The organism is Roseovarius pacificus (assembly GCF_900142665.1).
GTDB classification, from domain to species: Bacteria; Pseudomonadota; Alphaproteobacteria; order Rhodobacterales; family Rhodobacteraceae; genus Roseovarius; species Roseovarius pacificus.
The window spans coordinates 22,562-47,079 of the sequence record NZ_FRBR01000005.1 but is presented as its reverse complement, the minus strand read 5'-3'; the positions used below and the strand labels follow the sequence as shown (position 1 = coordinate 47,079).

The window sequence follows — 24,518 nt, the reverse complement described above, 5'->3', positions numbered from 1 at the left end:
CGCATTGCAATTCGCGTTTTTCAAGAAGCCGCGCCGGGGATAGCGGGCGAATGTGGCGTGGCGGTGCGCAGTGAATGCGCACCCTACGGTTCAGACGGGGGGAGCCTGTCACGCCTCAAATGGATCACTCATCCATCTTGAGCGCGGAGATAAACGCCTGTTGCGGGATTTCCACCTTGCCGAACTGGCGCATCTTCTTTTTCCCCGCCTTCTGCTTTTCCAGCAGTTTCTTTTTACGGGTCACGTCGCCGCCGTAGCATTTGGCGGTCACGTCCTTGCGCATGGCCGAAAGGGTTTCGCGGGCGATGACCTTGCCGCCGATGGCGGCCTGGATCGGGATCTTGAACATATGGCGCGGGATCAGTTCCTTGAGCTTTTCGCACATGGCGCGGCCGCGCATTTCGGCCCGGTCGCGGTGTACCATCATCGACAGGGCGTCGACGGGTTCGTCGTTGACCAGCACCTGCATTTTCACGAGATTGTCCTGCCGGTAGCCGGTGATCTCGTAATCGAACGACGCATAGCCCTTGGTCACCGATTTCAGGCGGTCGTAGAAATCGAACACCACCTCGTTCAGGGGCAGGTCATAGACCACCATCGCGCGGGCGCCCGCATAGGTCAGGTCCATCTGGATGCCGCGCCGGTCCTGGCAGAGTTTCAGAACGTCGCCGAGATATTCGTCGGGCACGAGGATCGTCGCCTTGATGCGCGGCTCTTCGACGTGATCCACATAGGTCAGGTCGGGCATGTCGGCGGGGTTGTGCAGCTCCTGCATGGAGCCGTCTTTCATGTAGACATGATAGACCACCGACGGCGCGGTGGTGATCAGGTCGATATCGTATTCGCGTTCGATCCGGTCGCGGATCACCTCGAGGTGCAGCAGGCCCAGGAAGCCGCAGCGGAAGCCGAATCCGAGTGCGGCGGAGCTTTCCATTTCGAAGGAGAAGGAGGCGTCGTTCAGCGCCAGTTTCTCGATCGCGTCGCGCAGGCTTTCGAATTCGGCGGAGTCGACGGGGAAAAGGCCGCAGAACACCACCGGGACCGAGGGTTTGAAGCCCGGCAGGGGCGTTTCGCAGGGGCGTTTTTCATGGGTGATCGTATCGCCCACCCTGGTGTCGCGGACCTGCTTGATCGAGGCGGTGATAAAGCCGATCTCGCCCGGCCCCAGCTCATCGACGACGGTCATTTCGGGGCGAAACACGCCGATGCGGTCGATGCCATAGGTGGCGCCGGTCTGCATCATGCGGATCTTGTCGCCCTTCTTCATCACCCCGTCCATGATCCGCACCAGCACGACGACGCCAAGGTAGGGATCGTATTTGCTGTCCACCAGCATGGCCTTGAGCGGCGCGCTGGCGTCGCCCGTGGGGGCGGGCAGGTGGTGAACGATGGCCTCGAGCGTTTCGCGGATACCCTGCCCGGTCTTGGCCGACACCGGAATCGCACCCGAGGCGTCGATGCCGATCACGTCCTCGATCTGTTCGGCGACGCGGTCGAGGTCGCTGGCGGGCAGGTCGATCTTGTTCAGCACGGGGATCAGTTCGTGGTCGGCCTCGATCGCCTGATAGACATTGGCCAGCGTCTGCGCCTCGACCCCCTGGGTGGAGTCGACCACCAGAAGCGAGCCCTCGACCGCGCGCATGGAGCGGGAGACCTCGTAGGCGAAATCCACGTGGCCGGGCGTGTCGATGAGGTTGAGCACGTATTGCTCGCCGTTTTCGGCGGTATAGTCGATGCGGACGGTGTTGGCCTTGATGGTGATTCCGCGCTCGCGTTCGATATCCATCGCGTCCAGAAGCTGTTCCTTCATGTCGCGTTCGGCCACGGTGTCGGTCATCTGGATCAGACGGTCGGCGAGCGTGGATTTCCCGTGGTCGATATGCGCCACGATCGAGAAATTGCGGATATGCGAGAGCGGTGTCATGGTAGGGGGATATGCGGTGTATTTGCGTGGGGGTCAATGGGCTGCGTGAGGGGGCCGCGGCCTTTGTGCATCTGGCCGAACGCGGTTCTTGCCGCGGTCCGGCGAAAACAGCGAAAGGAGGCCCGACATGAGCGAAGCAACCGCCATCGAGGCCCGGATCACCGGGCGGGTGCAGGGGGTGTCGTTCCGGGTGTGGACGCAACGGCAGGCACAGGCGCGCGGGCTGACCGGCTGGGTGCGAAACGAGCCGGACGGGACGGTGCGCGCCTGGATCGAGGGGCCGCGCGATATGGTGCAGGGCATGCTGGCCACGCTGCATGAGGGGCCTTCCGTGGCGCGGGTGGATCGGGTGGACAGCTCCGAGGCCGCGCCGGAAGGATTCGAGGGGTTCGAGATACGGCGGTGAGGGTAGTGGTGCCTGCGAACCTAGGAGGGTGCACGCCACCGCACAGAGGCATGCGCGGCAATTGAGCCGTGTGACGCCAATGACCGAAACCCGGACTTCACACGAGGGCCGTCCATGTGATGGCTGTTCCTCAGGGCGGCATGACGACAGTCAGGAGAATTACGGGCCTGACGCCGGATTTCACGGCAGCGCCGTCACGACTTGCAAAGGCGTACATGAACGTGCAGGGGTAAACCACTACATGTTACCAGGTCGATGAAGGGTTTCGCCATGACGTTCCGCAAGTTGTGTTTACTGGCGTTGGCGACTTTGGGTTTGGGTGCGCCGGCTCAGGCGCAAAGTGCGGTGGAGTTCTGCCCGGCAGATATTGATGCATCCTGCCTGTCCGCCGTCGCCGATCACATCATCAACGCCGAAGCCGATCCCACGGCACGCCGGGAACTGGCGCTGCGCTATGCTGCCATGTTGCTACCAAAGGCGCCTGACCATGCCACCCGCCTGATTGAAACCTACACCGCGAATGCGGATTGGCGATCTTTGCGGCGTATGGCCGATGCATTTGCGGCAGCGGGTCAAACAGAGCCCGCAGGCAAACTTATCTGGGCGGCAACCGAAACACTCGCTGAAGCCCCCCCGACTTCACGGTACAAAGCTCTGGACATGCTGCCGATGGCAGAAGACGCCGCTGAAATCGGTGACATGGATTTGGCCCGGCGCATTCATGGCGCGGTTGCACCACATCTGCCAAAGGAACGCGGCAGGCACATAACCCTGTCGAAAGGGCTGCGCCTTGCTCGATTGATGGCGCTTTACGGCTGGCCGGAAGATGCTCACCCTATCCTGGAAACTCTGTACCAGACCGCAAAATCCGTGCCTCAGGACAGCCAGCAATATGGTCTTCTGCTGACACACCTGACATCCGTGTCCGTCCTGGCCGAATATGACAAGCTGCACCGGAAAGCCGAAAACGACATATCCGAGTTTCTGGATTTGGCCGCACCCAAGGCACGAAAGCTGGTGCAAAGCTCTCATGTCACAGCTCTGGCCGAAGCCGGCAGGGTGGAGGACGCAATAGGGAGGGCCCGTGAATACGGGCTAAGTTTTGACACTGCAATTCAAAATATGTCGTCGTTATTATTTCAGGATACGTCGATGCTATTTTTGGAGACAGAGAGCGATTATTTCCCTAGGATTTCAGACGACACCTTGCGCCGCTATGAAGCAATGTTAACAGCGATTGAAAGCCCGGCTTTGAAAGCGGTTTTTTTGCAGAATCTTGCCCGTCACATACTCACAGAAAGACATGACGAGGGAATCGACACATTGCTGGACAGGGTAACGGACCCAAGACAGCGCTCTGTTCTGGTATTCCAGTTGATGTTATATCATGCAGACGAACGAAAAGACGCTGCAACCGCCGCCGATCTGTATTTTTCGGAGATGCCATCACTCATTCCGGAAGTCCCGAGCCTGGGGCAGTACGAAATCAGCCTGACAGCGCAGGGGGTGCTGGAGGCGGGTGATGTGGAGCGCGGTGGGCAGCTTGCCGATGTGGTTTTGCGCCTTTGGATCGCTGATCACAAAAACCGCCATCGGCGAGTTGATAGGGCGCTCGTCGCTGCGCTTGCCGCGGCAGGCGATGAGGATCGCGTGACCATGTGGTCCGAGGCGTCAGATGATCCCGGACACAAACTGGATGTCCTGGCGTGGTCCTTGCGTGGACAGGCGAATGCAGGGCGGTTCGGAAACAAAGACATTATCTTCGGACAACTGGAAGACCTGTTGCCCCTGATTTCTGATACCAAAGATGAACCACCCGCTTATTGGCCAAAGGACCGTCCCAACCCCACACCAAGGGAAATGGCCCGCAACACGGTGAATAGCCTACGTGCAGATATGGTGGCGGCACTGGCAGAACATGATCGTTTGGCCGAGGCGGCAGACGCATTTGCCGAGATTTCTGACAATGAACCTTACCCCTGGCGCGCTCAACTGGCGATCGCAAACGCATTTGCGCGGACCGCGAATACTCAGGAAGCCACAGAAGCCAAGCGCGTGATTCTCGACAAGGCACTTGATGGCACGATCGGCGAGCAAATGCCCGCCATGATCAACGCCATGCATCCGTAAGACATTCCCCCCCGATCTCCCGCCCTGCCCCGGAACCTTGAAAAGGTTCCGGGCCGATTTCTTTTGAAGAAATCGTTTTTCTAGCCTGAGCGTGCGCCGATCAGGCGGGTCATGTCGAGCATGCGGCAGGAAAAGCCCCATTCGTTGTCGTACCAGCCGAACACCCGCAGCAGCCCGCCAGTGGATACGGAGGTTTCCGGGCCGCTGAGGATCACCGACTCGGACCGCCCGCGCAGGTCGGAACTGACCAGCGGCTGATCGGTCCAGCCGAAGACGGGCGAGCGGTCGGCGGCGGCCCTGAGCACGGCGTTGACCGCGTCTTCGCTGACGTTCTCACGGGTTTGCACCGTCAGGTCGATACAGGACACGCTGGCGGTGGGCACGCGGATCGCGCGGGCCTCGATCCGGCCTTTCATGTGCGGCAGGACAAGGCCCGTCTGGTGTTGCGCGCTGGTGGTGGTGGGCACCATCGAGAGCGCCGCGGCGCGGCTGCGTTCGGGGGCGCCGCGGGGTTTGTCCACGGTCGGCTGACTGCCGGTATAGCAATGCACGGTGGTCATCTGGCCGCTGATCACGCCGAACGCATCGTCCAGCAGGCGCACCAGAGGCGCGAGCGCGTTGGTGGTGCAGGAGGCGTTGGAGATGATGCGCTCGTCCTCCAGATCGTCCTCGTTCGCGCCGAGCACCAGCGTGATGTCGGCCTCGGCGGAGGGCCCCGAGACCAGCACGGCGGCGGCACCCGCCTCGAGCCCGCGTTCGGCCATGGCGCGCGCACCGCCCATGCCGGTGCATTCCAGCACCACGTCCACGCCCGACAGGTCCAGCTTGCGCAGGTCGTATTCCGAGTGGAAGGGGATCGCGCGGCCATCGACATTCAGCGCACCGTCCTGTGCCGTGACAGTGCCGGGCCAGGGGCCAAAGACGCTGTCGTACTGGAAGAGGTAGGCGCAGGTCGCGAGCGGCTCGATCTCGTTGATCAGGACCAGTTCGATATCCGGTGCGTCGCGCAACAGGATACGCAGGAGTGTCCGGCCGATGCGGCCGAACCCGTTGAGGGCGACGCGGATGGGACGGGATTGCATGGGGCGGGCCTCCGGCTGATCTGACGTGGCGCCACCCTGACGCGGGAGAGCGGGAATGCCAACCGCGAAAGCGGCATTAACCGCCAACGGGCTGGCGAATGACGCGGGGCCCGCGCATGCCCCCTACCCGGCCTTGAGGATCGAGGAATAGAGCAGCAGCCCCCAGGGCGCTGTGGCCTGTTCGATCCTGGACCAGAGCGCGCCCATGCCGATGGGGTCGGTGCCGGTGTGCCGGGCGATCTCGCTCAGGCTGCGCTGACCGTTGATGGCGGCGATCAGAGGAGCGGCCTGTTTGGGCAGGGCAAGGCGCACGGTGGTGGTGGCGAAGCTCATTTTCGGCTGCTGGCCCTGCGCCACGGCCTGTGCCAGGGCGCGCGGGTCCACCCCCTTGAGATGCGGGATGAGGGCACGGTTGCGGCCTGTGGCGGGGCTGCGGGGCTGATCCGCCGCCACCGCATAGCCCACATGGGTCTTGATCGTGCCGTTCAGTTGTTCGGCCACGGCCATGGCCTGAATATCGCTCAGGTGGCCGGGCCGGTCGGTCAGGCGCGACAGGTCGTAGAGCGCGGGCATGGTGAAGCCCGACAGCGCCCAGCCGGTGGTCTGCATCGTGTCGGCCAGTTCGGTGACGCTGAAGGCGCGGTCCTGGCTGTGCAGGAGCAGGTCGTAAAACCCTGCATCGCTGTCCTTGTGGTCGCCGAGATTGGGATTGGTGCGGAACGGGTGGCCCTGGGGCAGGTGTTCGATCAGCTTGCGCGCCTGCGCCAGCCGGTCCTTGGGTGGCAGTCCGTCATAGAGCGCGCCGAACGCCGCCTGCAACGGGTAGACGCCGGATCGGCCATAGGGGGCGTAGACCATGAAACCCATGCCGCCCCCCGGTGCGAGCGCGGCGCGCAGGGCCGAAAACCCCGCCGCCGGATCGGGGAGGTGATGCAGCACGCCGCAGCAGTCGATGTAATCGAACTGCCCCAGATCGGGCGCGTCCAGCAGGCTGCCGGTGATGAAGGTGATATTGTCGAGGTTGCGCGCACGGGCGCGGGCCTCGGCCACTTTGCGCGAGGCGGTGGACAGGTCGACATAGGTGATCTGCGCCGGGCGGCGGGCCTGTTTCATCAGAGTGGCCAGTTGGATCAGCCCGTCCCCCGTGCCCCCGCCCGCCACCAGAACACGCAGGGGGCGCGACCAGTCGCGTTGCCCCTGAAACAGGAAATGGTCGATTTCCAGCGGGTGCGAGGGCGAGCCGGTGATCAGGCGTCTGGCCTCGTCCGCAGGGTCGCGTTCGGGGTAAGGGTAGGCTTCGTACTGATCCTTGACGGTGGTCATCGGCGGGTCTGGCTCTGGTTCGTGACAGGCGCGACCATGCCCCGTTTGGCGGCGGATGCAAAGGCGGAAAGCTGTGGTTGGAAGGATGGGTGATGCCCGACGGCGGGCAAAGCGCGCCTTTATTCCGGGCGTTTCCGCCCCCCCGCCCCCGCAGGGGCGGTTTGACGCTTGACCGATCCGCGGCGGCAGGGCATCACCTGCCCATGCTGATCTACAAGATATTCCGTGCCGATGAATGGCAGGCGCTGCGCGAGGCGGGCACCAGCACCGGCGCGCCGGTCGATCTGAGCGATGGCTATATCCATTTTTCGACCGCCGAACAGGCCCCGGAAACGGCGGCCAAACATTTCGCGGGCGAGGACGGGCTGATGCTGCTGGCGGTCGAGACCGACAGGCTGGGCGATGCGCTGAAATGGGAGCCCTCGCGCGGTGGCGCGCTGTTTCCGCATCTTTATCGCGAGTTGCAGCTGGAGGACGTGCATTGGGCGCAACCGCTGCCGCTGGACAACGGTGCGCATCGGTTCCCGGCGGGGCTGTCGTGACCGCGCTGGAGCGGCTGGGGCTGACGGCCCTGCATCGGCTGGAGCCCGAGACCGCCCACAAGGCGGCGTTGATGGCGTTGCGCGCGGGGCTGACGCCCCTGCCCGGCCTTGTCACCTCGGAGCGGCTGCGCTGCACGGTGGCGGGGCTGAGCATGGCCAACCCCGTGGGGCTGGCCGCCGGGTTCGACAAGAACGCGCAGGCGCTGAGCCCGCTGTCGCGCGCCGGATTCGGATTTATCGAGGTCGGGGCCGTCACGCCGCGCCCGCAGCCCGGCAATCCACGTCCGCGCCTGTTCCGGCTGGCCGAGGACCGGGCGGTGATCAACCGGTTCGGGTTCAACAATGAGGGCATGGAGACCGTGGCACAGCGGCTGGCCAATCGCCCGCGCAACGCGGTGATCGGGCTGAACCTCGGGGCGAACAAGGACAGCGCCGACCGGGCCGAGGATTTCGCCCGCGTGCTGGCCCATTGCGGGCGGCATCTGGATTTCGCGACGGTCAACGTGTCCAGCCCCAACACCGAAAAGCTGCGCGACCTGCAAGGCGCCGAGGCGCTGGCGCAACTGTTGCGCGGGGTGATGGAGGCGCGCGGCGGGCTGCCCCGTCCGATCCCGGTATTCCTGAAGATCGCGCCGGACCTGAGCGACGGCGAATTGTCGGAAATCGCGGATGTGGCGCGGGCCTCGGGCCTGTCGGGCATCATCGCCACCAACACCACGCTGGACCGTGACGGGCTGCACGGGCCGCACGCGCAGGAAAAGGGCGGGCTGTCGGGCGCGCCGCTGTTCGGGAAATCGACGCGCGTATTGGCGCGGCTGTCGCAGTTGACGGCGGGGGAGATGCCGCTGATCGGCGTGGGCGGCGTGGCCAGCCCCGAGCAGGCCTATGAAAAGATCCGCGCCGGGGCCAGTGCGGTGCAATTGTATTCGGCGCTGGTCTATGAGGGGCTTTCGCTGGTCGAACGCATCGCGCGGGGGCTGGACGGCCTGCTGGAGCGTGACGGGTTTGCAAATGTGGCCGATGCGGTCGGCACGGGACGGGACGCGTGGATATGATCACGATCTGGCACAATCCGAGATGCAGCAAGTCCCGGCAGGCGCTGGCCCTGCTGGAAGAGCGCGGCGAAGAGGTGACGGTGCGCCGCTATCTGGACGATGCGCCGGATGCCGATGCCTTGCGGGCAACGCGCGACACGCTGGGGCTGCGCACGATCGAGATGATGCGCACCGGCGAGGCGGTGTTCAGGGACCTGGGCCTGTCGAAAACCGATGACGACGAGGTGCTGATCGAGGCGATGGCCGCCAATCCGAAGCTGATCGAACGGCCCATCGTCTTTGCCCGTGGCCGCGCGGTGATCGGGCGGCCGCCCGAGCGGGTGCTGGACATCCTGTGACGGCTTTTCAGGCGACAGGAACGGGCCTTATGCCGTGGGAGTGATGCTCGCTCCAATGTCCAATGGGGGGAACAACGGCAGGGTCGCGCCCGATCCCGAGGGTGGGCGCAGTGACATCCGCACCGCGGTCGTTTCAAAGCTGCAACGCCGGATTTCTTTGAAACGGTGGAGCAATTCGCGCCCGCCCTGGGGGGCGGGGTCGGGCGCGAACCGGATCGCAGGCGATCCGGGAAACGAGTGCCCGGATATTGCGCGTTTCGGATTTGGATGACTAAATCCCCAAACGCATGACGACACCGGAGGGCGGATGACAGGCAGCGGGGCAAGTGCGCGCAGGCCGCGCGGCATAAGGGGCTGGATCGACGCGGTGGTGTTCGATCTGGCGCGGCAGATGCGCTGGACCTTCCTGCCACCGCTGATGGTCTATTTCGCCGCAGGGTTTTCCGGGCTGACCGGGATCGTCGGCACGTTCTTCGTCAAGGAATATCTGGATCTGTCGGCGGCCTATCTGGCCGGTCTGGCGTTCTGGGCCGGGCTGCCCTGGGCGCTGAAAATGCCGCTGGGGCATCTGGTGGACATCATGTGGCGCTGGAAATGGCTGCTGGTCTATCTGGGCGCGGGGCTGATCGGGCTGAGCATGATCATCATGTACCTGGTGATCACGCAGACCGCGATGATGGAAGCCATCATGCCGGTCAGCGCGTGGTACATCACCTCGTTCCTGCTGAGCCCTTGCGGGCTGGTCATTCAGGATGCGGTGGCCGATGCGATGTCGGTCGAGGCGGTGCCGCGGGTGGACGCGGCGGGCGAGCCGCTCCCCGAAGAGCAATCGCGCGCCCTGCATGTCACCATGCAGACGCTGGGCCGGTTTGCCCTGATCTCCGGCACGGTGGCGGTGGCGGCGATGAATATCTGGATGTTCCGCGGCATCGAGGCGATGGACGCGAGCGCCAAGGCCGAGACCTATGCGACGATCTATCTGCTGGCGCTGTCGATCCCCCTGGTGTCGGTCAGCGGCGTGGTTCTGGCCGGTGTCCAGAAATACCGCGCCCGGCACGACATGCTGCGCAAGGGGCTGAGCGAAGCCGAGACCGACGCCCTGTTCGAGCGCCCCGACGAGGACACGAAACCCAACCCGTGGTATTTCATCGGCGGCGGGGCCTTCGTGGCGCTGACGATGGCCGTGGGGCTGGGACAGGTGCCCTATGGGCAGGAGATCGTCTTTGCCGGGTCTATGGCTATCGTCCTGCTGCTGATGCGCCAGTTGATCGCGGTGCTGACGCCCGCACAGGCGCGCGCTCTGATCGGGACGGCGACGATCATCTTCATGTTCCGCGCGGTGCCCCGGCCCGGCGACGGGATCATATGGTTCAATATCGACGTGCTGGGGTTCGACCAGCAATTCCTGTCGGTGCTGTCACTGATCACCTCGGTTCTGACGCTGGTGGGGATGGTGGTGCTGCGCCCGATGATGGCCAGCCGCCCGATCGTGTGGATCGTGGCGATGCTGGCTATCGCGGGGGGAGTCATGACCCTGCCCAATATCGGGCTGTACTACGGGATTCAGAATGTCACCGCCCCGCTGACCGGCGACGTGGTGGACGCGCGATTCATCGCCATTCTGGATACGGCGGTGGAATCGCCGCTTGGGCAGGTGGCGATGATCCCGATGCTGGCCTGGATCGCGCGCAATGCGCCGGAAAGCCTGAAGGCGACGTTTTTCGCGGTCATGGCCTCGTTCACCAACCTGGCGCTGTCGGCGTCGAGCCTGACAACCAAATACCTGAACCAGATCTTCATCGTCACCCGCGAGGTCACCGACCCTGCAACCGGGGCGGTGTCGATTCCGGCGGATTATTCGCAACTGGGCATTCTGCTGATCGTGGTCACGGCGATCACCGTCGGGGTGCCTCTGCTGGTGATCTGGCTGGTGCAGCATTCGCGCCTGCGCACCAAGGACTGAGCCTGGTCAAAAGAGGCGCCTGCGCGGCACATCATGCACTCTGCGAAGGAAGGCGTACCGCGCGCTCAAGTGCCGGGTAGCGCGCGGCCAGCGTGGCGGCGCGGGCGACAAAGCTGATGAGCAGGGCCAGCCAGAGACCGTGATTGCCAAAGGCCGGCACCAGCAGGGCCACGGCGGCGGCATATACCGCAAGGCTGAGCGCCATCATGTTGCGCATGTCGCGGGTGCGGGTCGCGCCGATGAACACCCCGTCGAGCATGTAGGAGCCGAGCCCGAGGATCGGCGCGGCCACCAGCCATGGCAGGTAGCTGCGCGCGGCGGCCTGTACGGCGGGCACCCTGGCCATGGTGTCTATGATCCACGGCCCGAGCGTGGCGAAACCGAAGGCAAGGGCGATCACGCTGATCAGGCCCCATTGGCTGCTGACCAGCGCCGCGCGGCGCAGCTGGCCCGGCGCATGGCGGCCCATGGCGTAGCCGACCAGCACCTCGGCGGCGAAGGCGAAGCCATCCAGCGCGTAAGAGGTGATTTGCAGGAATTGCAGGAGCACCTGATTGGCCGCCAGCGTGACATCCCCGAAATCCGCCCCCAGAATCAGGAAGGAGACGAAAATCGCCTGCAACATGAGCGAGCGCAGGAAGATATCGACATTGACCTGCGCCATGCGTTTGAGCGCGGGCGCATCGAAAACGCGTGGCCAGTCGCGCCACGCGGGCACGGCAAAGGCATCGCGGCACAGCCACAGCCCAAGCGCCAGCCCGCCCCATTCCGCCACGAAGGTGGCCAGCGCCACGCCTTCGACGCCCCAGCCGAGGCCGAGAACGAACCACAGGTCGAGCACGATGTTGACGCTGTTCATCCCCAATTGCACGAGGAGCACCGCGCGGGTGCGCTCGAGCGCGATGAGCCAGCCCGTGATACCATAGAGCGCGATGATGGCCGGGGCGCTCCAGACCCGGATGGCCATGTAGTCGCGCGCAAGGCTTTCGACTTCGGCGCTGGCGGGGGTCAGCAGGAACGCCCCGGAAAACAGCGGGAGTTGCAGAGCGATCACCAGAAGCCCCCCGGCCAGCGCGATCATCAGGGCGCGCGTCAGGAGCGCCGCCACCTCGCCCTGCCGCCCGGCCCCGTGGGCCTGACTGGTCAGGCCGGTGGTGCCCATGCGCAAGAAGCCGAACACCCAGTAGAGCGCCGACAGGATCACCGCCCCGATGCCCACGGCGCCGATGGGCGCGGCCTGTCCGAGTTGCCCGACAACGCCGGTATCCACCGCTCCGAGGATCGGAACGGTGATATTGGCCAGCACGATCGGAACGGCGATTTTCAGGACGCGGGCATGGGTGATCGCGCCCGCCGCTGCCTCAGCCATCGCGGCGCGGCATCAGGAAATGGCCCGACGCCTGCGCGAAGGGGCGCGCGCGGTTGTCCTGCCAGGCCTCGACATGGACGCTGGCATAGCGCCGCCCCGAACGCGCCACATGGGCACGGGCATAGGCATCGCGCGGCAGGCCTGAGCGCAGGTAATCCACGGTGAAGTCGATGGTCTTGGGCAGGCGGGGCAGCTTGCCCTGCGCCAGATCGTCGGGATTGAGCGCACCGCTTTCGATCTGGTCCCACAGCATCGACCAGCTGAGGCCGATGATCGCCGTGACTTCGAGAAACGCCGCCGTCGCGCCGCCATGCAGGGCGGGCAGGATGGGATTGCCGATCAGCCTGTCGGCGAAAGGCATGACCGAGGTCAGCTCATCGCCGCGACGATCGAATTCGATGCCGAGGAACCGGATATAGGGCACGCCGTGGACAAGCGCGTTCAGCGCCGCGTCGCGGCGTTGCTTGACCACCTGAACGGGTTCGGGACGGGGGCGCGCCATCACTTGGACTCCACGGTAAAGGTGCCGGTGGCGGTGGCGACGGGGCGGTCGTCGTCGTCATCCATGGCGCGGGCACGCACGAAGGCGACGGTGCGGGTGATGTGATAGCATTCGGCATGGGCGCGGATGCGCTGGCCGGGGGTGGCGGGGCGCATGTAGTCGATCCGCAAATCTATGGTCGCGGTCGCGCCGGGATTGCTCGGGTGGCTCATGGCCGCCGCCCCGCAGCAGGTATCCATCAGCGCCGAAACCGCACCGCCGTGAATCACCCCGGTGTCGGGATCGCCGATGAAGCGTTCGTCATAGGCCATGGAGATTTCGGCGGTACCGTCCCCGATGTCGGTCAGTTCCATTCCCAGTGCCTGCGAATGGGGAATGGCGCCGATGAACTGTTCTGCGATCCTGGTCTTGTCGACACTCATGCGGTTTTCCGGCCCTCCGATGTGTTGCGCGCCCTTTATGGGCCCGAAAGCGATGCGGCTGCAAGTGTGGCGGTTGCTCTTGGCCGGGTGCGGGTCTAGGTTTGGCCCGAGGAGCGATTGCCGATGTCCGAAACCCGCCTGTCATTCAAGGAAATGTGCGCCAGGTTCGACGTGACCCCGCGCACCCTGCGGTATTACGAGTATATCGAGCTTCTGACCCCAGAGCGCGAGGGACGGTCGCGGTTTTACGGCCCGAAGGAGATCGCGCGGATGACGCTGATCCTGCGGGGGCGCAAGTTCGGCTTTGCGCTGGAGGAAATCCGGCAATGGCTGCTGATCTACGAACACGAAGGCACCGAGGCGCAGATGCGCGCCTGGATCGAACTGGCCGACCGGCAACTGGTCGAACTGGCCGAGCAGAAATCGCAGATCGAAGAGACGATCGACGAGCTGAAGGCCCTGCGCGACGAAACGCGGTCGAGCGTTGGATGATGTTCAGCCATGTCATGCTGGGCGCGCACGATCTGCGCAGGATGACAGCATTCTACGACCATGTCCTTTCACCGCTTGGTCTTGCCCGGCGCGAAGACCCCGACGAGGTCGGACCGGGCGGGGTGATATGGTACCTGCCGGGGCGGCGCTGGCCGCAATTCGCGATCCGCGCACCGCTTGACGGGCGCCCGGCAAGCGCCGGGAACGGCGTTCAGGTCAGCTTTGCCGCGGGTGACCGCAAGACCGTGGACGCCTGCTGGCGCGCCGCGCTGCGCCAGGGCGGAACCGACGAGGGACCGCCGGGCCCGAGGCCGCGCTATGCCGAGGATTTCTATGCGGGCTATTGCCGCGACCCGGAAGGCAACAAGCTGTGCTTCGTCCATGCCGGGGGCATGGCACCCGGCGCCGCGCCGGGGGGTGCCGGCTGAAACGGCGCGCCTTGTGCCGGGAGGCGCGGGGGCGGAAAATTGCGCATGGCGGGCATTGACCTTTCCTGATCTTACGTAAACTTTAAAGTGACGTGACGTATCTCTTACGTCAACGTGATGCGCTGTTGTAACGATGGGGCGAATAAACCAGTTGTGCCGGAAACGGACAGATTGGGCATATGAAACGATGACCGAAGACACGATGACAATCCGCCAGATGTGCGACGCCTTCGAGGTGACGCCGCGCACCCTGCGTTTCTATGAATCGAAGGAACTTCTGTTTCCGCGCCGCGAAGGCCAGAAGCGCCTGTTCACCAGACGCGACCGCGCGCGGCTGAAGCTGATCCTGCGCGGCAAGCGGTTCGGATTCCGGCTGGAGGAAATCCGCCAGTTGCTGGACCTCTATGACAAGGGCGACCAGCAACTGACGCAGTTGAGCCGCGCCTATGACATTGCCGGAGAGCGGCTGGTGGAGCTGGAGCGTCAGCGCGACGAGCTGACCACCGCCATCACCGACCTGCGCGACCAGATGAAGTGGGGCGAAAAGATGATCGCCTCGATCCGTCAATCGAAGAAAGCCGCCGAGTAATCCGGCACCGCACATCAAGGGAGAGAGAGCCATGCCGACCTATACCGCGCCCACCAAGGACATGCAGTTCGTGCTGCACGAGTTGCTGAATGTCTCGACCGCCGACACCCCCGGCTATAGCGAGCTCGAGGCCGATTTTACCGCCGCCGTTCTGGAAGAGGCCGGCAAGCTGGCCTCGGAGGTCCTGTCGCCGCTGAACACGGTGGGCGACAGCGAGGGCTGCGTTCTGGAAAACGGCGTGGTGCGCACGCCCACGGGGTTCAGGGACGCTTTCGAGCAGATGAAAGAGGGCGGCTGGACCGCGCTGGACCTGCCCGAGGAATTCGGCGGGCAGAACATGCCCTATGTGCTGGGCACCGCCGTGGGCGAGATGTTCTCGGGCGCCAACCAGGCGTTCACCATGTATCAGGGCCTGACCCACGGGGCGGCCTCGGCCATTCTGGTGCATGGCAGCGACGAACAGAAGGCCACCTACCTGCCCAACATGGCGTCCTGCCAGTGGACCGGCACCATGAACCTGACCGAACCGCATTGCGGCACCGACCTGGGCCTGATGCGCACCAGGGCCGAACCGCAGGGCGACGGTAGCTACAAGGTGACGGGGCAGAAGATTTTCATCTCGGCGGGCGAACACGACATGGCCGAGAACATCATCCACCTGGTTCTGGCCAAGATTCCCGGCGGACCCGAGGGCATCAAGGGCGTCAGCCTGTTCATCGTGCCCAAGTTCATGGTGAACGAGGACGGCAGCCTTGGCGAGCGCAACGGCGTGAGCTGTGGCAAGATCGAGGAAAAGATGGGCATTCACGGCAACTCGACCTGCGTGATGAACTATGACGGCGCGACGGGCTACTTGCTGGGCGAGGAACACAAGGGCATGCGCGCCATGTTCACCATGATGAACGAGGCCCGTATCGGCGTTGGCATGCAGGGGCTGGCGCAGGCCGAGGTCGCCTATCAGAACGCGGTGGACTATGCCAAAGACCGCCTGCAGGGCCGCGCCGTGACCGGCACCGAAAACCCCGACGGGCCCGCCGATCCGCTGATCGTGCATCCCGACATCCGCCGGTCGCTGATGGATCAGAAATCCTTTATCGAAGGGGCGCGCGCGTTCCTTCTGTGGGGGGCCAAGATGATCGACCAGTCCCATCGCGGCGGGGACGATGACGCCGAGGGCATGGTCAGCCTGCTGACCCCGGTGATCAAGGGTTTCCTGACCGACGAAGGCTTCGACATGACGATCCTTGCCCAGCAGGTCTATGGCGGGCATGGCTATATCGAGGAATGGGGCATGTCGCAGTTCGCCCGCGATGCCCGGATCGCCATGATCTACGAAGGCGCGAACGGCGTTCAGGCGCTGGACCTCGTGGGCCGCAAACTGCCGCAGAACGGCGGCAAGCCGGTCATGGCCTTCTTCGACATGGTCAAGGGGTTCATCAAGGAGAACGAGGGCGACGAGGCGCTGAAGAAAGATTTCCTCGACCCGCTGAAAGAGGCCTCGAAGCACCTTCAGGCGGCGGGGATGTTCTTTATGCAGAACGGCATGAAAAACCCCAACGAGGCGCTGGCGGGATCGTATGACTTCATGCACCTGTTTGGCCATGTCTGCCTGGGCCTGATGTGGGCGCAGATGGCCAAGGCCGCGCAGGCCGCGCTGGAGGGCGGTGCCTCGGACACGGCGTTCTACGAAACCAAGCTGGCCACCGGGCGCTACTACATGCAGCGCCGCCTGCCCGCCACCGCCATGCACCTGGCCCGCATCGAAAGCGGCGCCGATCCGGTGATGGCGTTGCCCGCCGAGCAGTTCTAAACTCGGCAACGGAGCATCACGACGACACGAGAAAGGACAGACATGCCCAAACGCTTTCGACTGACCCGACGGTTCAATGCGGCCATGACCGAAGACGGCTATCGCCGGCTCAGGAAATTCGCCGCCGAGGCGGGGCTGGACGAGGGCGAGGCGCTGTCCTTTCTCTTCGAGAACTTCGACAGTGTGATCAACGAGGACACATTCGCGCACCGCCTGCGCATCTTCAATTCGGAGCTTGAGGCGCGAAAGAAATGAATAAGGAAACGTCGAAAGGGCACGAAGGCCTCCTCGCGCAAGTTGCAAGCTCATACAGAGCATGAACATCACAAAAAGGCGGTACGCACCCAAGGGCGCATCTATGAGGCTAATGTCATGAAATCAAATATTTACTCTTTTATTGCCGCCGCCGTCATGATGTCGTCGCCCGTATTGGCCCTTGATCTGTCCAAGGAGGATCAGAAGATTTTGGGGTTTATTGTCGATCTGTACACGGACATGGTCGAGGCAGGGAGTTTTGGGGCTTTGACCAGCTTTATTCCTCACGCTGTTCTTGACCATATGGCTGCCAAAGAAGGCATCACGACAGACGAGATGAGGTGGAAAGCGGGTGGTGAGATGTCAAAGATTGGCAGGCAGATTACGCTCGAGAACTTTACTATTGACCTCGACAGCGCCACGGCAGGGCAGTCTGGCACAGGACGGCTTTACACCATGATCCCCACCTCGACGACAATTGTCGCCAACGGTGCACGTATCCGAACGCAAAACACCACGCTGGGCATTAAGGAAGGCGAACTCTGGTTTCTGATGCGCATCGATAGCGCCGAACAGATCATGGTGCTGAAAGAGGTATATCCCGATTTGAGTGATCTGGTTTTTCCTGCAAGCAGCAGGAAGGTGCTGAATTAAGCCTGAAATGAATGGAGCTTTCCAATGATGTCTATCTGGATGACGGACGAGCATCGGATGCTCACCGAGATGACCGCGAAGTTCATCGCCGAGGAATGGGCGCCGCATTTCGAACGCTGGCGCAAGGCCGGCGAGATGGATCGCGACATCTGGCAACAGGCCGGGGAGCTGGGCCTGCTGTGCCCCTCGATCCCCGAGGAATACGGCGGCGCGGGCGGCGATTTCGGGCATGAGGCGGTGGTGTGCATCGAACAGTCGCGCGCCAACCTGGCCAGTTGGGGCAACCCGATCCATTCCGGCATCGTGGCGCATTACATTCTGGCCTATGGCAGCGAAGAGCAGAAAAAACGCTGGCTGCCGGGGATGGTCTCGGGCGAGACGGTGGGCGCGCTGGCGATGACGGAACCGGCGGCGGGCTCGGACCTTCAGGGGATGAAAACCCGCGCGATCCGTGACGGCAATGCCTATCGCCTGTCCGGGCAGAAGACCTTCATCACCAACGGCCAGCATGCCGACCTGATCGTGGTGGCCGCCAAGACCGACCCGAACGAAGGGGCAAAGGGCATTTCCCTGGCGGTGGTCGAGACCGAGGGCGCCGAGGGGTTTTCACGCGGGCGCAACCTCGAGAAAATCGGCTGTCACGCCGCGGATACCTCGGAGTTGTTCTTCGACGAGGTGGAAATCCCGCCTGAAAACATCCTTGGCGGCGAAGAAGGCAAGGGCTTTTACCAGATGATGGCGCAACTGCCGCAGGAACGGCTGATCATCGCCTGCGGCGCGCAGGGCGCGATGGAAGGCGCGGTGGAGCGCACGATTGCCTATGCCAGGGAACGGCAGGCCTTTGGCGGGCCGCTGACGCAGTTTCAGAACACCCGCTTCAAGCTGGCCGAATGCCAGACGAAAACCAGGGTCGCGCGCGCCTTTCTGGACGAATGCATCGCCGAACACATCCGGGGCGAGTTGACCGTGGAAAAGGCCGCGATGGCGAAATACTGGCTGACCGACACCCAGGGCGAGGTGCTGGACGAGTGCCTGCAACTGCATGGCGGCTATGGCTACATGGCCGAGTACGACATCGCCGAAATGTGGGCCGATGCCCGCGTGCAGCGCATCTACGGCGGCACCAACGAGATCATGAAAGAACTGATCGCGAGGGCGTTCTGATGCGACCGGCGTCCGCCCTGAACGACAAGGCCGGACCGGGGGTTTCACACCCCCGGACCCCCGTGGAGTATTTCCCGAAAGATGAAACGGGACAGGTCCACCCCGCCCCGACCGCGGGCCGACTGGCATCAGGGGCGGGACAGGGCTTCACCTTTCACGCCCATCGGCTCTCCAGCCTGTGGCGCAGTACGGATACTGATGCAAACAGGTTAATCGCAGGTAAAAGCCACTCGGCTTCATCTTTCCCGAAATACTCTGCGGGGGTGTGGGGGTGCAAAACCCCCACGGCAACGGCAACTGACAGGAGAACCGCATGACCATTCAACTCTATTGCTTTGGCGAGTCGGGCAATGCCTACAAGGCGGCGCTGGCGCTGGAATTGTCCGGGCTCGACTGGGCGCCCGTCTATGTGGATTTCTTCAACGGCGAGACCCGCGGCGAGGCGTTTCGCAAGATCAACCCGATGGGCGAGGTGCCTGTTCTGGTGGATGGCGACGTGACCCTGACGCAATCGGGCGTCATGCAGATGTATGTGACGGAAAAGACCGGCAAGTTCGGCGGCAGCACACCGCAGGACGCGCGTGAGGTGCTGCGCTGGATGTTCTGGGACAATCACAAGATGTCCTCGCAGGCCGGGATGACCCGGTTCCTGATGAGCTTCCTGCCCGAAGCCAAGCGCCCGGAGGGGGTGATCCCCTTCATGCAGGGGCGGCTCAAGGCGGCCTATGCCACGCTGAACGCGCATCTTGCGGGGCGTGACTGGATCGTGGGCGATGGCCCCACGAATGCCGATCTGAGTTGCTGCGGCTACCTGTTCTACCCCGAGCCGTTCGGGTTTACCCGCGCGGACTGGCCCGAGATCGACCGCTGGCTTTCGAACATCGAAGGCCTGAGCGGATGGAAGCACCCTTATGACCTGATGCCCGGCTCGCCAGCCGACCGGGCCTGACAGAGGAGACGACGATGTCTGACGCCTATATCTACGACGCCGTGCGCACGCCGCGCGGCAAGGGCCGCAAGGATGGCGCCCTGCACGAGGTGACCAGCGTGCGCCTGAGTGCGCAGGTGCTGAACGCGGTGAAGGAGCGCAACAACCTGGAGGGTCATGCCGTCGAGGACGTGATCTGGGGCAATGTCACGCAGGTCAAGGAACAGGGCGGGTGCCTGGCGCGCACCGCCGTTCTGGCCTCGGACCTGGACGAGTCGATCCCCGGCCTTGCGATCAACCGTTTCTGTGCCAGCGGCATGGAGGCCGTGAACCTGGCCGCCAATCAGGTGAGGGGCGGCGCCGGTGACGGTTATATCGCCGGTGGCGTCGAGATGATGGGCCGCGTGGCCATGGGCAGCGACGGCGCGGCGATTGCCGTGGACCCGAGCGTGGCGATGGACACCTATTTCGTCCCGCAGGGGATCAGTGCCGACATCATCGCCACCGAGTTCGGGTTCACCCGTGATCAGGCCGACGCGCTGGCGGTCGAAAGCCAGAAACGCGCCGCCGCGGCGTGGGAGGACAACCGTTTCGCCCGCTCGATCATCGAGGTGAAGGATCAGAACGGGCTGACCATTCTGGACCGCGACGAATACATGCGCCCCGGCACCGACATGCAGACGCTTGGCGCGCTCAACGCCAGTTTCCAGCAGATGGGCGAGGTGATGCCGGGGTTCGATGCGGTGGCCAGGCTGAAATACCCGCATCTGGAGCGGATCAACCATATCCACCATGCCGGCAACAGTTCGGGCATCGTGGACGGGGCGGCGGCAGTGCTGGTCGGCTCGAAGGCCTTTGGCGAGAAATGGGGCCTGACGCCGCGCGCACGCATCCGCCAGACCACCAAGATCGGCACCGATCCGACGATCATGCTGACCGGCCCGGTGCCCGCCACCGAGAAGGCGCTGGCCGACAGCGGCATGACAATCAGCGACATTGACCTGTTCGAGGTGAACGAGGCCTTTGCCAGTGTCGTCCTGCGGTTCCAGCAGGCGTTCGATGTCGACCCCGCGCTGGTCAACGTCAATGGCGGCTCGATCGCGATGGGCCACCCGCTGGGGGCCACGGGCGCGATCATCATCGGCACGTTGCTGGACGAGCTGGAGCGCACCGACAAGGAGGTCGGTCTGGCCACGCTGTGCATCGCATCCGGCATGGGTGCGGCCACGATCATCGAACGCGTCTGAGCGACCGAGTGACAGGAGAGATTGAAATGACCGATTTCACGATGGAAAAAGGTGCCGATGGCGTTGCCGTGATCACCTGGGACACGGTTGGCAAGTCGATGAACGTGATGAACCAGCAGGGGTTCATCGACCTCGATGCGCTGATCGACGACGCCCTGGCCGACGACGCCGTCAAGGGCATCGTCATCACCAGCGGCAAGGACGGCAGCTTTGCCGGCGGGATGGATCTGAACATCATCGCGAAGATGAAGGAAAGCGCCGGGGACAACCCGGCGAAGGGCCTGATGGACGGGCTGATGCAGACCCATGCCATCCTGCGCAAGATCGAGCGTGCGGGCATGGACGACAAGAACAAGGGCGGCAAGCCCATCGCCGCCGCCCTGCCCGGCACCGCGCTTGGCATCGGGCTGGAAATCCCGCTGGCCTGTCATCGCATCTTTGCCGCCGACAACCCCAAGGCCAAGATCGGCCTGCCCGAGATCATGGTCGGCATCTTTCCCGGCATGGGCGGCACCACGCGGCTGGTGCGCAAGCTGGGCGCGATGGCCGCCGCGCCCCTGCTTCTGGAGGGCAAGCTGAACGATCCGAAAAAGGCGAAATCCGCCGGTGTGGTCGATGAGGTCGTGCCTCCGGGTGAATTGCTGGAGAAGGCGAAAGAATGGGTTCTGTCCGATCCCGGCATCGTCAAGCCGTGGGACGAAAAGGGCTACAAGATGCCCGGCGGCGCGCCTTATCATCCGGCGGGCTTCATGACCTTCGTGGGTGCAAGCGCGATGGTCAACGGCAAGACGCAAGGCGCGTTCCCCGCCGCCAAGGCGCTGCTGAGCGCGGTTTACGAAGGCGCGCTGGTGCCGTTCGACACCGCGATCAGAATCGAGGCGCGCTGGTTCACCAATGTGCTGATGAACCCGAGCTCGGGCGCGATGATCCGGTCGCTCTTCATCAACAAGGAAGCGTTGGAAAAAGGCGCGAACCGCCCCGATGTGCCCGATCAGACGGTGAAGAAGGTCGGCGTGATGGGCGCAGGCATGATGGGGGCCGGCATTGCGCTGGTCTCGGCGCAGGCGGGTATGGAGGTCGTGCTGATCGACCAGAAACAGGAGGCCGCCGACAAGGGCAAATCCTATAGCGCCGATTACATGGACAAGGGCATCAAGCGCGGCAAGGCGACCGAGGAGAAGAAGGCGCAGGTGCTGGAGCGCATCACCGCCACCACGGATTACGCCGCGCTGAAGGGCTGCGATCTGGTGATCGAAGCGGTGTTCGAAGATCCCGCCATCAAGGCCGGGGTCACCAGGAAGGTGCTGGAGGTCGTCGGTGACGATTGCATCTTTGCCACCAACACCTCGACCCTGCCGATCTCGGACCTGGCCGGGGCCAGCGACAAACCCGCGCAGTTCATCGGCATCCACTTCTTCAGCCCGGTGGAAAAGATGATGCTGGTCGAGATCATCAAGGGCAAGGAAACCGGCGAACGCGCGGTGGCCAAGGCGCTGGATTACGTCCGCCAAATCCGCAAGACGCCCATCGTGGTGAACGACGCGCGGTTCTTCTACGCCAACCGCTGCATTATCCCCTATATCAACGAGGGCATCCGCATGGTGGCCGAGGGCGTGACGCCTGCGCTGATCGACAATGCGGCGCGGCAGTTGGGCTTCCCGGTGGGGCCGCTGCAACTGGTTGACGAGACCTCGATCGACCTTGGCGCCAAGATCGCCCGCGCCACCAGGGCGGCGATGGGGGATGACTATCCCGATGCCGCCGTGGACGAGGTGATTTTCTGGATGGAAGGCCAGGGCCGTCTGGGGCGCAAGGCGAAAGCGGGCTTTTTCGACTATGACGAAAAGGGCAAGCGCCTTGGCTATTGGGACGGGCTGGCCGAGCAATATCCGCATGCGGAAAACCAGCCCGACCTGATCGACGTGGAGCACCGCCTGATGTTCGTCCAGGTTCTGGAGGCCGTGCGCGCGCTGGAGGAAGGCGTGCTGGAAGACATCCGCGAGGGCGATGTCGGCGCAATCCTCGGCTGGGGCTTTGCGCCGTGGTCGGGCGGGCCGTTCAGCTGGCTGGACATCATCGGCACGCCCTATGCCGCCGAACGCTGCGACCAGCTGGAGGAAGCGCATGGTGCGCGTTTCGCCTGCCCTGCCCTGCTGCGCGAAATGGCCGGAAAAGCCCAGAGTTTCTACGGACGGTTCGGCAGCGACGCTCAGGCCGCCTGATCTTTCCGGTCAGACAAGACAAAACCGCGCGTCCCGGTTCGGGGCGCGCGGTTGTTTTTTTTTGCAGCTGTGGAGCAGGATCAGGCCGCCGCCGAAGCCACCGGGGGTCGCGGCATCGCCGGGGCCCCCATGCCTGCCGTGCCCGCTTGGATTGCCACGGCTTCGGCAAGGATCACGGCCTCGTCCAGCGGCAGAAGCGAATAGAGCGGCATATCGCCGTCCTTGTCCGCGTGATCCATAAGGTCGCGCGAGGACGGGGAAAAGAACAACATGCCGCTGTCGGCGAAAATCACCTGATCGCTTTCGAAATACAGGACAACCGCCTCGATCCCGTGCCGGGGCGGCACGCGATGCACGCCATCGACCCCCTCCAGCGCCAGCGCGGGGAGCAGTGCGAAGGGGTCGTCATAGACCAGTTCGGCGGCGTCGCTTTCCAGCATCACGCCCTGATTGGGCAGAAGGCGCATCGCCTCGCGATTGCCGACCGCCCCGACCGGCACTTCGAGCGGCCAGAAGCGGGGCGGGCAGCTGGTTTCACCGGACCACAAAGCGCGGCGTTCCACCCGTGTGACGGGCTGCATGCCAGCATCGAATGTCAACACCTTGTCACCGACCGCGATCGCCTCGACCGGCCTCCACCCAACGGCCGTGGCAACCCCTGTGCCTTCGATCAGCCCTGACATCACGCCCGTTGCGCCACCGTCGTAGGCGCCGGTCGTATCTGTCATTCGTTTGGTCCCTTTGGGCTGCAATGCCGACATCCACCCAAACATCTTGTCATCCCCTCGCTCAACCGGTGGCCGCCGGCCTTGTGTTCCGGTTGGTTAACAAAACGTGATTCTCGTGCCGCACCCTTGCCGAAAACATGGCCGGATTGAGGCATTGTTGACAAACTTTCGCCAATGAAGCGCCCTTATTTCGATTGGCACGGAAGGCGGCACAATTTCATGCCTCGAAACTGTATCCGAAGCGGTCGATATCCTCTGAACACAGGGTTTTCACCATATTTACGTCAGATTCCCGGTAAAACTCCCGGTAGTCGCGGGGCCGCCGCGATTGATTTTCGTGCGGCAGATCCAGACGAAATCCCAGATGATCCCAAAGCGGTGTGGCGTCCTGCTCCAGATGTTCGATCCGTATGAAGGCGCGGCAATGCTCGGCCCCGTCGGCCATGCGCATGTAGCTGCCATAGGGCGCGCTGCGAAGGGTGGCCTGTGTCTGTGGCGCGTTCAGGAAGCCGCTGAAATCGCGCGCCTTGGCCAGATGGACCGCCGGGTGGTCGAACCCCTGCTCTTGCAGCCAGTGGTAATAGCTGACCAGCCGGTCCCACGGGTTGCGCACGAGGGTAAAGGTAAAGGCCCCTGCGATCTGTTCGTCGGGGATCAGACCGTGGATATCGGCCAGCGTGGAGTGTTTCCATATCCGCCCCGCCGCCTGTGCACCGTTCAGCCGCCGACGGCGTTTGCGTGCCTTGGGGGTGTCGCCAATCAGGATGTCATCCTTCATCGCGCGCCCCTCCAGCGCCAGCGCCATCGAGGTGCCGCCGGTCTTGGGGATATGCACGAAGATGTAGTTGCGCCCGCCCGAAACGATCATGACCGCCACGCTAGGCCGCCCGCGGGACCGACACAAGCGCGCTAAAGGTGCGAAAATGCGGGACATTGAAATTGATT

General features: G+C 63.8%; 24 protein-coding genes. 16 read left to right on the top strand and 8 right to left on the bottom strand.

Annotated features, from left to right (window positions below; genetic code table 11):
- Positions 1-124 precede the first annotated feature (124 nt).
- Complete coding sequence (gene lepA / locus BUB53_RS10490; protein ID WP_073034719.1) at positions 125-1,924, bottom strand: translation elongation factor 4; 1,800 nt, start codon at positions 1,922-1,924, stop codon at positions 125-127.
- A gap of 127 nt (positions 1,925-2,051) precedes the next feature.
- On the opposite strand from lepA, the gene BUB53_RS10485 reads away from it, so the two are divergent.
- Positions 2,052-2,330 carry an acylphosphatase gene (locus tag BUB53_RS10485; protein ID WP_073034718.1) on the top strand — a complete coding sequence of 93 codons (279 nt, stop codon included), beginning with the start codon at positions 2,052-2,054 and terminating at the stop codon, positions 2,328-2,330.
- A gap of 270 nt (positions 2,331-2,600) precedes the next feature.
- Complete coding sequence (locus BUB53_RS10480; RefSeq protein WP_143163188.1) at positions 2,601-4,460, top strand: hypothetical protein; 1,860 nt, start codon at positions 2,601-2,603, stop codon at positions 4,458-4,460.
- 80 nt (positions 4,461-4,540) lie between these two features.
- On the opposite strand, the gene BUB53_RS10475 is transcribed toward BUB53_RS10480, so the two are convergent.
- The gene (locus BUB53_RS10475) at positions 4,541-5,542 is read right to left on the bottom strand and encodes a type I glyceraldehyde-3-phosphate dehydrogenase (protein ID WP_073034716.1); all 1,002 of its coding nucleotides are present in this window, start codon (positions 5,540-5,542) and stop codon (positions 4,541-4,543) included.
- Between the two features lie 123 nt (positions 5,543-5,665).
- Positions 5,666-6,865, bottom strand: a complete 1,200-nt coding sequence (locus BUB53_RS10470) for a class I SAM-dependent methyltransferase (RefSeq protein ID WP_073034715.1) — start codon at positions 6,863-6,865, stop codon at positions 5,666-5,668.
- A 203-nt stretch (positions 6,866-7,068) separates the two neighbouring features.
- Between BUB53_RS10470 and BUB53_RS10465 the strand changes: the two genes are divergently transcribed.
- From BUB53_RS10465 to BUB53_RS10445, 4 genes are all read left to right on the top strand, one after another.
- On the top strand, positions 7,069-7,407 hold the full coding sequence (locus tag BUB53_RS10465) for a DUF952 domain-containing protein (protein WP_073034912.1): 339 nt from the start codon (positions 7,069-7,071) through the stop codon (positions 7,405-7,407).
- Entirely contained in the window at positions 7,404-8,462 is a 1,059-nt protein-coding gene (locus tag BUB53_RS10460; RefSeq protein WP_073034714.1) for a quinone-dependent dihydroorotate dehydrogenase, read from the top strand. Before BUB53_RS10465 ends, BUB53_RS10460 begins: the two co-directional genes overlap by 4 nt.
- Entirely contained in the window at positions 8,459-8,800 is a 342-nt protein-coding gene (gene arsC / locus BUB53_RS10455; protein ID WP_073034713.1) for an arsenate reductase (glutaredoxin), read from the top strand. The genes BUB53_RS10460 and arsC overlap by 4 nt, the downstream gene beginning before the upstream one ends.
- Before the next feature lie 307 nt (positions 8,801-9,107).
- A complete protein-coding gene (locus tag BUB53_RS10445; protein ID WP_073034711.1) occupies positions 9,108-10,763 on the top strand; it encodes an MFS transporter in 1,656 nt (551 codons plus the stop codon).
- Between the two features lie 31 nt (positions 10,764-10,794).
- On the opposite strand, the gene BUB53_RS10440 is transcribed toward BUB53_RS10445, so the two are convergent.
- Genes BUB53_RS10440 through BUB53_RS10430 form a run of 3 tightly spaced genes read right to left on the bottom strand, consistent with a single transcriptional unit; the run spans position 10,795 to position 13,056 of the window.
- The gene (locus BUB53_RS10440) at positions 10,795-12,132 is read right to left on the bottom strand and encodes an MATE family efflux transporter (protein WP_073034710.1); all 1,338 of its coding nucleotides are present in this window, start codon (positions 12,130-12,132) and stop codon (positions 10,795-10,797) included.
- On the bottom strand, positions 12,125-12,634 hold the full coding sequence (locus BUB53_RS10435; RefSeq protein ID WP_073034709.1) for a PaaI family thioesterase: 510 nt from the start codon (positions 12,632-12,634) through the stop codon (positions 12,125-12,127). Before BUB53_RS10435 ends, BUB53_RS10440 begins: the two co-directional genes overlap by 8 nt.
- Entirely contained in the window at positions 12,634-13,056 is a 423-nt protein-coding gene (locus tag BUB53_RS10430; protein ID WP_073034708.1) for a PaaI family thioesterase, read from the bottom strand. Before BUB53_RS10430 ends, BUB53_RS10435 begins: the two co-directional genes overlap by 1 nt.
- Before the next feature lie 123 nt (positions 13,057-13,179).
- Between BUB53_RS10430 and BUB53_RS10425 the strand changes: the two genes are divergently transcribed.
- The 10 genes from BUB53_RS10425 to BUB53_RS10380 all read left to right on the top strand — a co-directional run bounded on the left by BUB53_RS10425 (position 13,180) and on the right by BUB53_RS10380 (position 22,845).
- Complete coding sequence (locus BUB53_RS10425; RefSeq protein WP_073034707.1) at positions 13,180-13,548, top strand: MerR family transcriptional regulator; 369 nt, start codon at positions 13,180-13,182, stop codon at positions 13,546-13,548.
- Positions 13,545-13,976, top strand: a complete 432-nt coding sequence (locus BUB53_RS10420; protein WP_229709529.1) for a VOC family protein — start codon at positions 13,545-13,547, stop codon at positions 13,974-13,976. The genes BUB53_RS10425 and BUB53_RS10420 overlap by 4 nt, the downstream gene beginning before the upstream one ends.
- Before the next feature lie 187 nt (positions 13,977-14,163).
- The gene (locus BUB53_RS10415) at positions 14,164-14,565 is read left to right on the top strand and encodes a MerR family transcriptional regulator (RefSeq protein WP_073034706.1); all 402 of its coding nucleotides are present in this window, start codon (positions 14,164-14,166) and stop codon (positions 14,563-14,565) included.
- A 31-nt stretch (positions 14,566-14,596) separates the two neighbouring features.
- Positions 14,597-16,375 (top strand): acyl-CoA dehydrogenase C-terminal domain-containing protein, encoded by a 1,779-nt coding sequence (locus BUB53_RS10410; RefSeq protein WP_073034705.1) that lies wholly within the window; start codon positions 14,597-14,599, stop codon positions 16,373-16,375.
- 42 nt (positions 16,376-16,417) lie between these two features.
- Positions 16,418-16,630: a hypothetical protein gene (locus BUB53_RS10405; protein ID WP_073034704.1), complete on the top strand. Its 213-nt coding sequence runs from the start codon at positions 16,418-16,420 to the stop codon at positions 16,628-16,630.
- Positions 16,631-16,747: 117 nt separating this feature from the next.
- Positions 16,748-17,284 (top strand): hypothetical protein, encoded by a 537-nt coding sequence (locus BUB53_RS10400; RefSeq protein WP_073034703.1) that lies wholly within the window; start codon positions 16,748-16,750, stop codon positions 17,282-17,284.
- Between the two features lie 24 nt (positions 17,285-17,308).
- Positions 17,309-18,448 carry an acyl-CoA dehydrogenase family protein gene (locus tag BUB53_RS10395; protein WP_073034702.1) on the top strand — a complete coding sequence of 380 codons (1,140 nt, stop codon included), beginning with the start codon at positions 17,309-17,311 and terminating at the stop codon, positions 18,446-18,448.
- Positions 18,449-18,761: 313 nt separating this feature from the next.
- Positions 18,762-19,397 (top strand): glutathione S-transferase family protein, encoded by a 636-nt coding sequence (locus tag BUB53_RS10390; protein WP_073034701.1) that lies wholly within the window; start codon positions 18,762-18,764, stop codon positions 19,395-19,397.
- A 14-nt stretch (positions 19,398-19,411) separates the two neighbouring features.
- A complete protein-coding gene (locus tag BUB53_RS10385; protein WP_073034700.1) occupies positions 19,412-20,623 on the top strand; it encodes an acetyl-CoA C-acetyltransferase in 1,212 nt (403 codons plus the stop codon).
- A gap of 26 nt (positions 20,624-20,649) precedes the next feature.
- Positions 20,650-22,845 (top strand): 3-hydroxyacyl-CoA dehydrogenase NAD-binding domain-containing protein, encoded by a 2,196-nt coding sequence (locus BUB53_RS10380; protein WP_073034699.1) that lies wholly within the window; start codon positions 20,650-20,652, stop codon positions 22,843-22,845.
- 80 nt (positions 22,846-22,925) lie between these two features.
- On the opposite strand, the gene BUB53_RS10375 is transcribed toward BUB53_RS10380, so the two are convergent.
- Both BUB53_RS10375 and BUB53_RS10370 read right to left on the bottom strand, forming a co-directional pair.
- Positions 22,926-23,573 carry a Hint domain-containing protein gene (locus BUB53_RS10375; protein ID WP_159437810.1) on the bottom strand — a complete coding sequence of 216 codons (648 nt, stop codon included), beginning with the start codon at positions 23,571-23,573 and terminating at the stop codon, positions 22,926-22,928.
- 217 nt (positions 23,574-23,790) lie between these two features.
- A complete protein-coding gene (locus BUB53_RS10370) occupies positions 23,791-24,441 on the bottom strand; it encodes a sulfotransferase family 2 domain-containing protein (RefSeq protein ID WP_073034910.1) in 651 nt (216 codons plus the stop codon).
- Positions 24,442-24,518 lie beyond the last annotated feature (77 nt).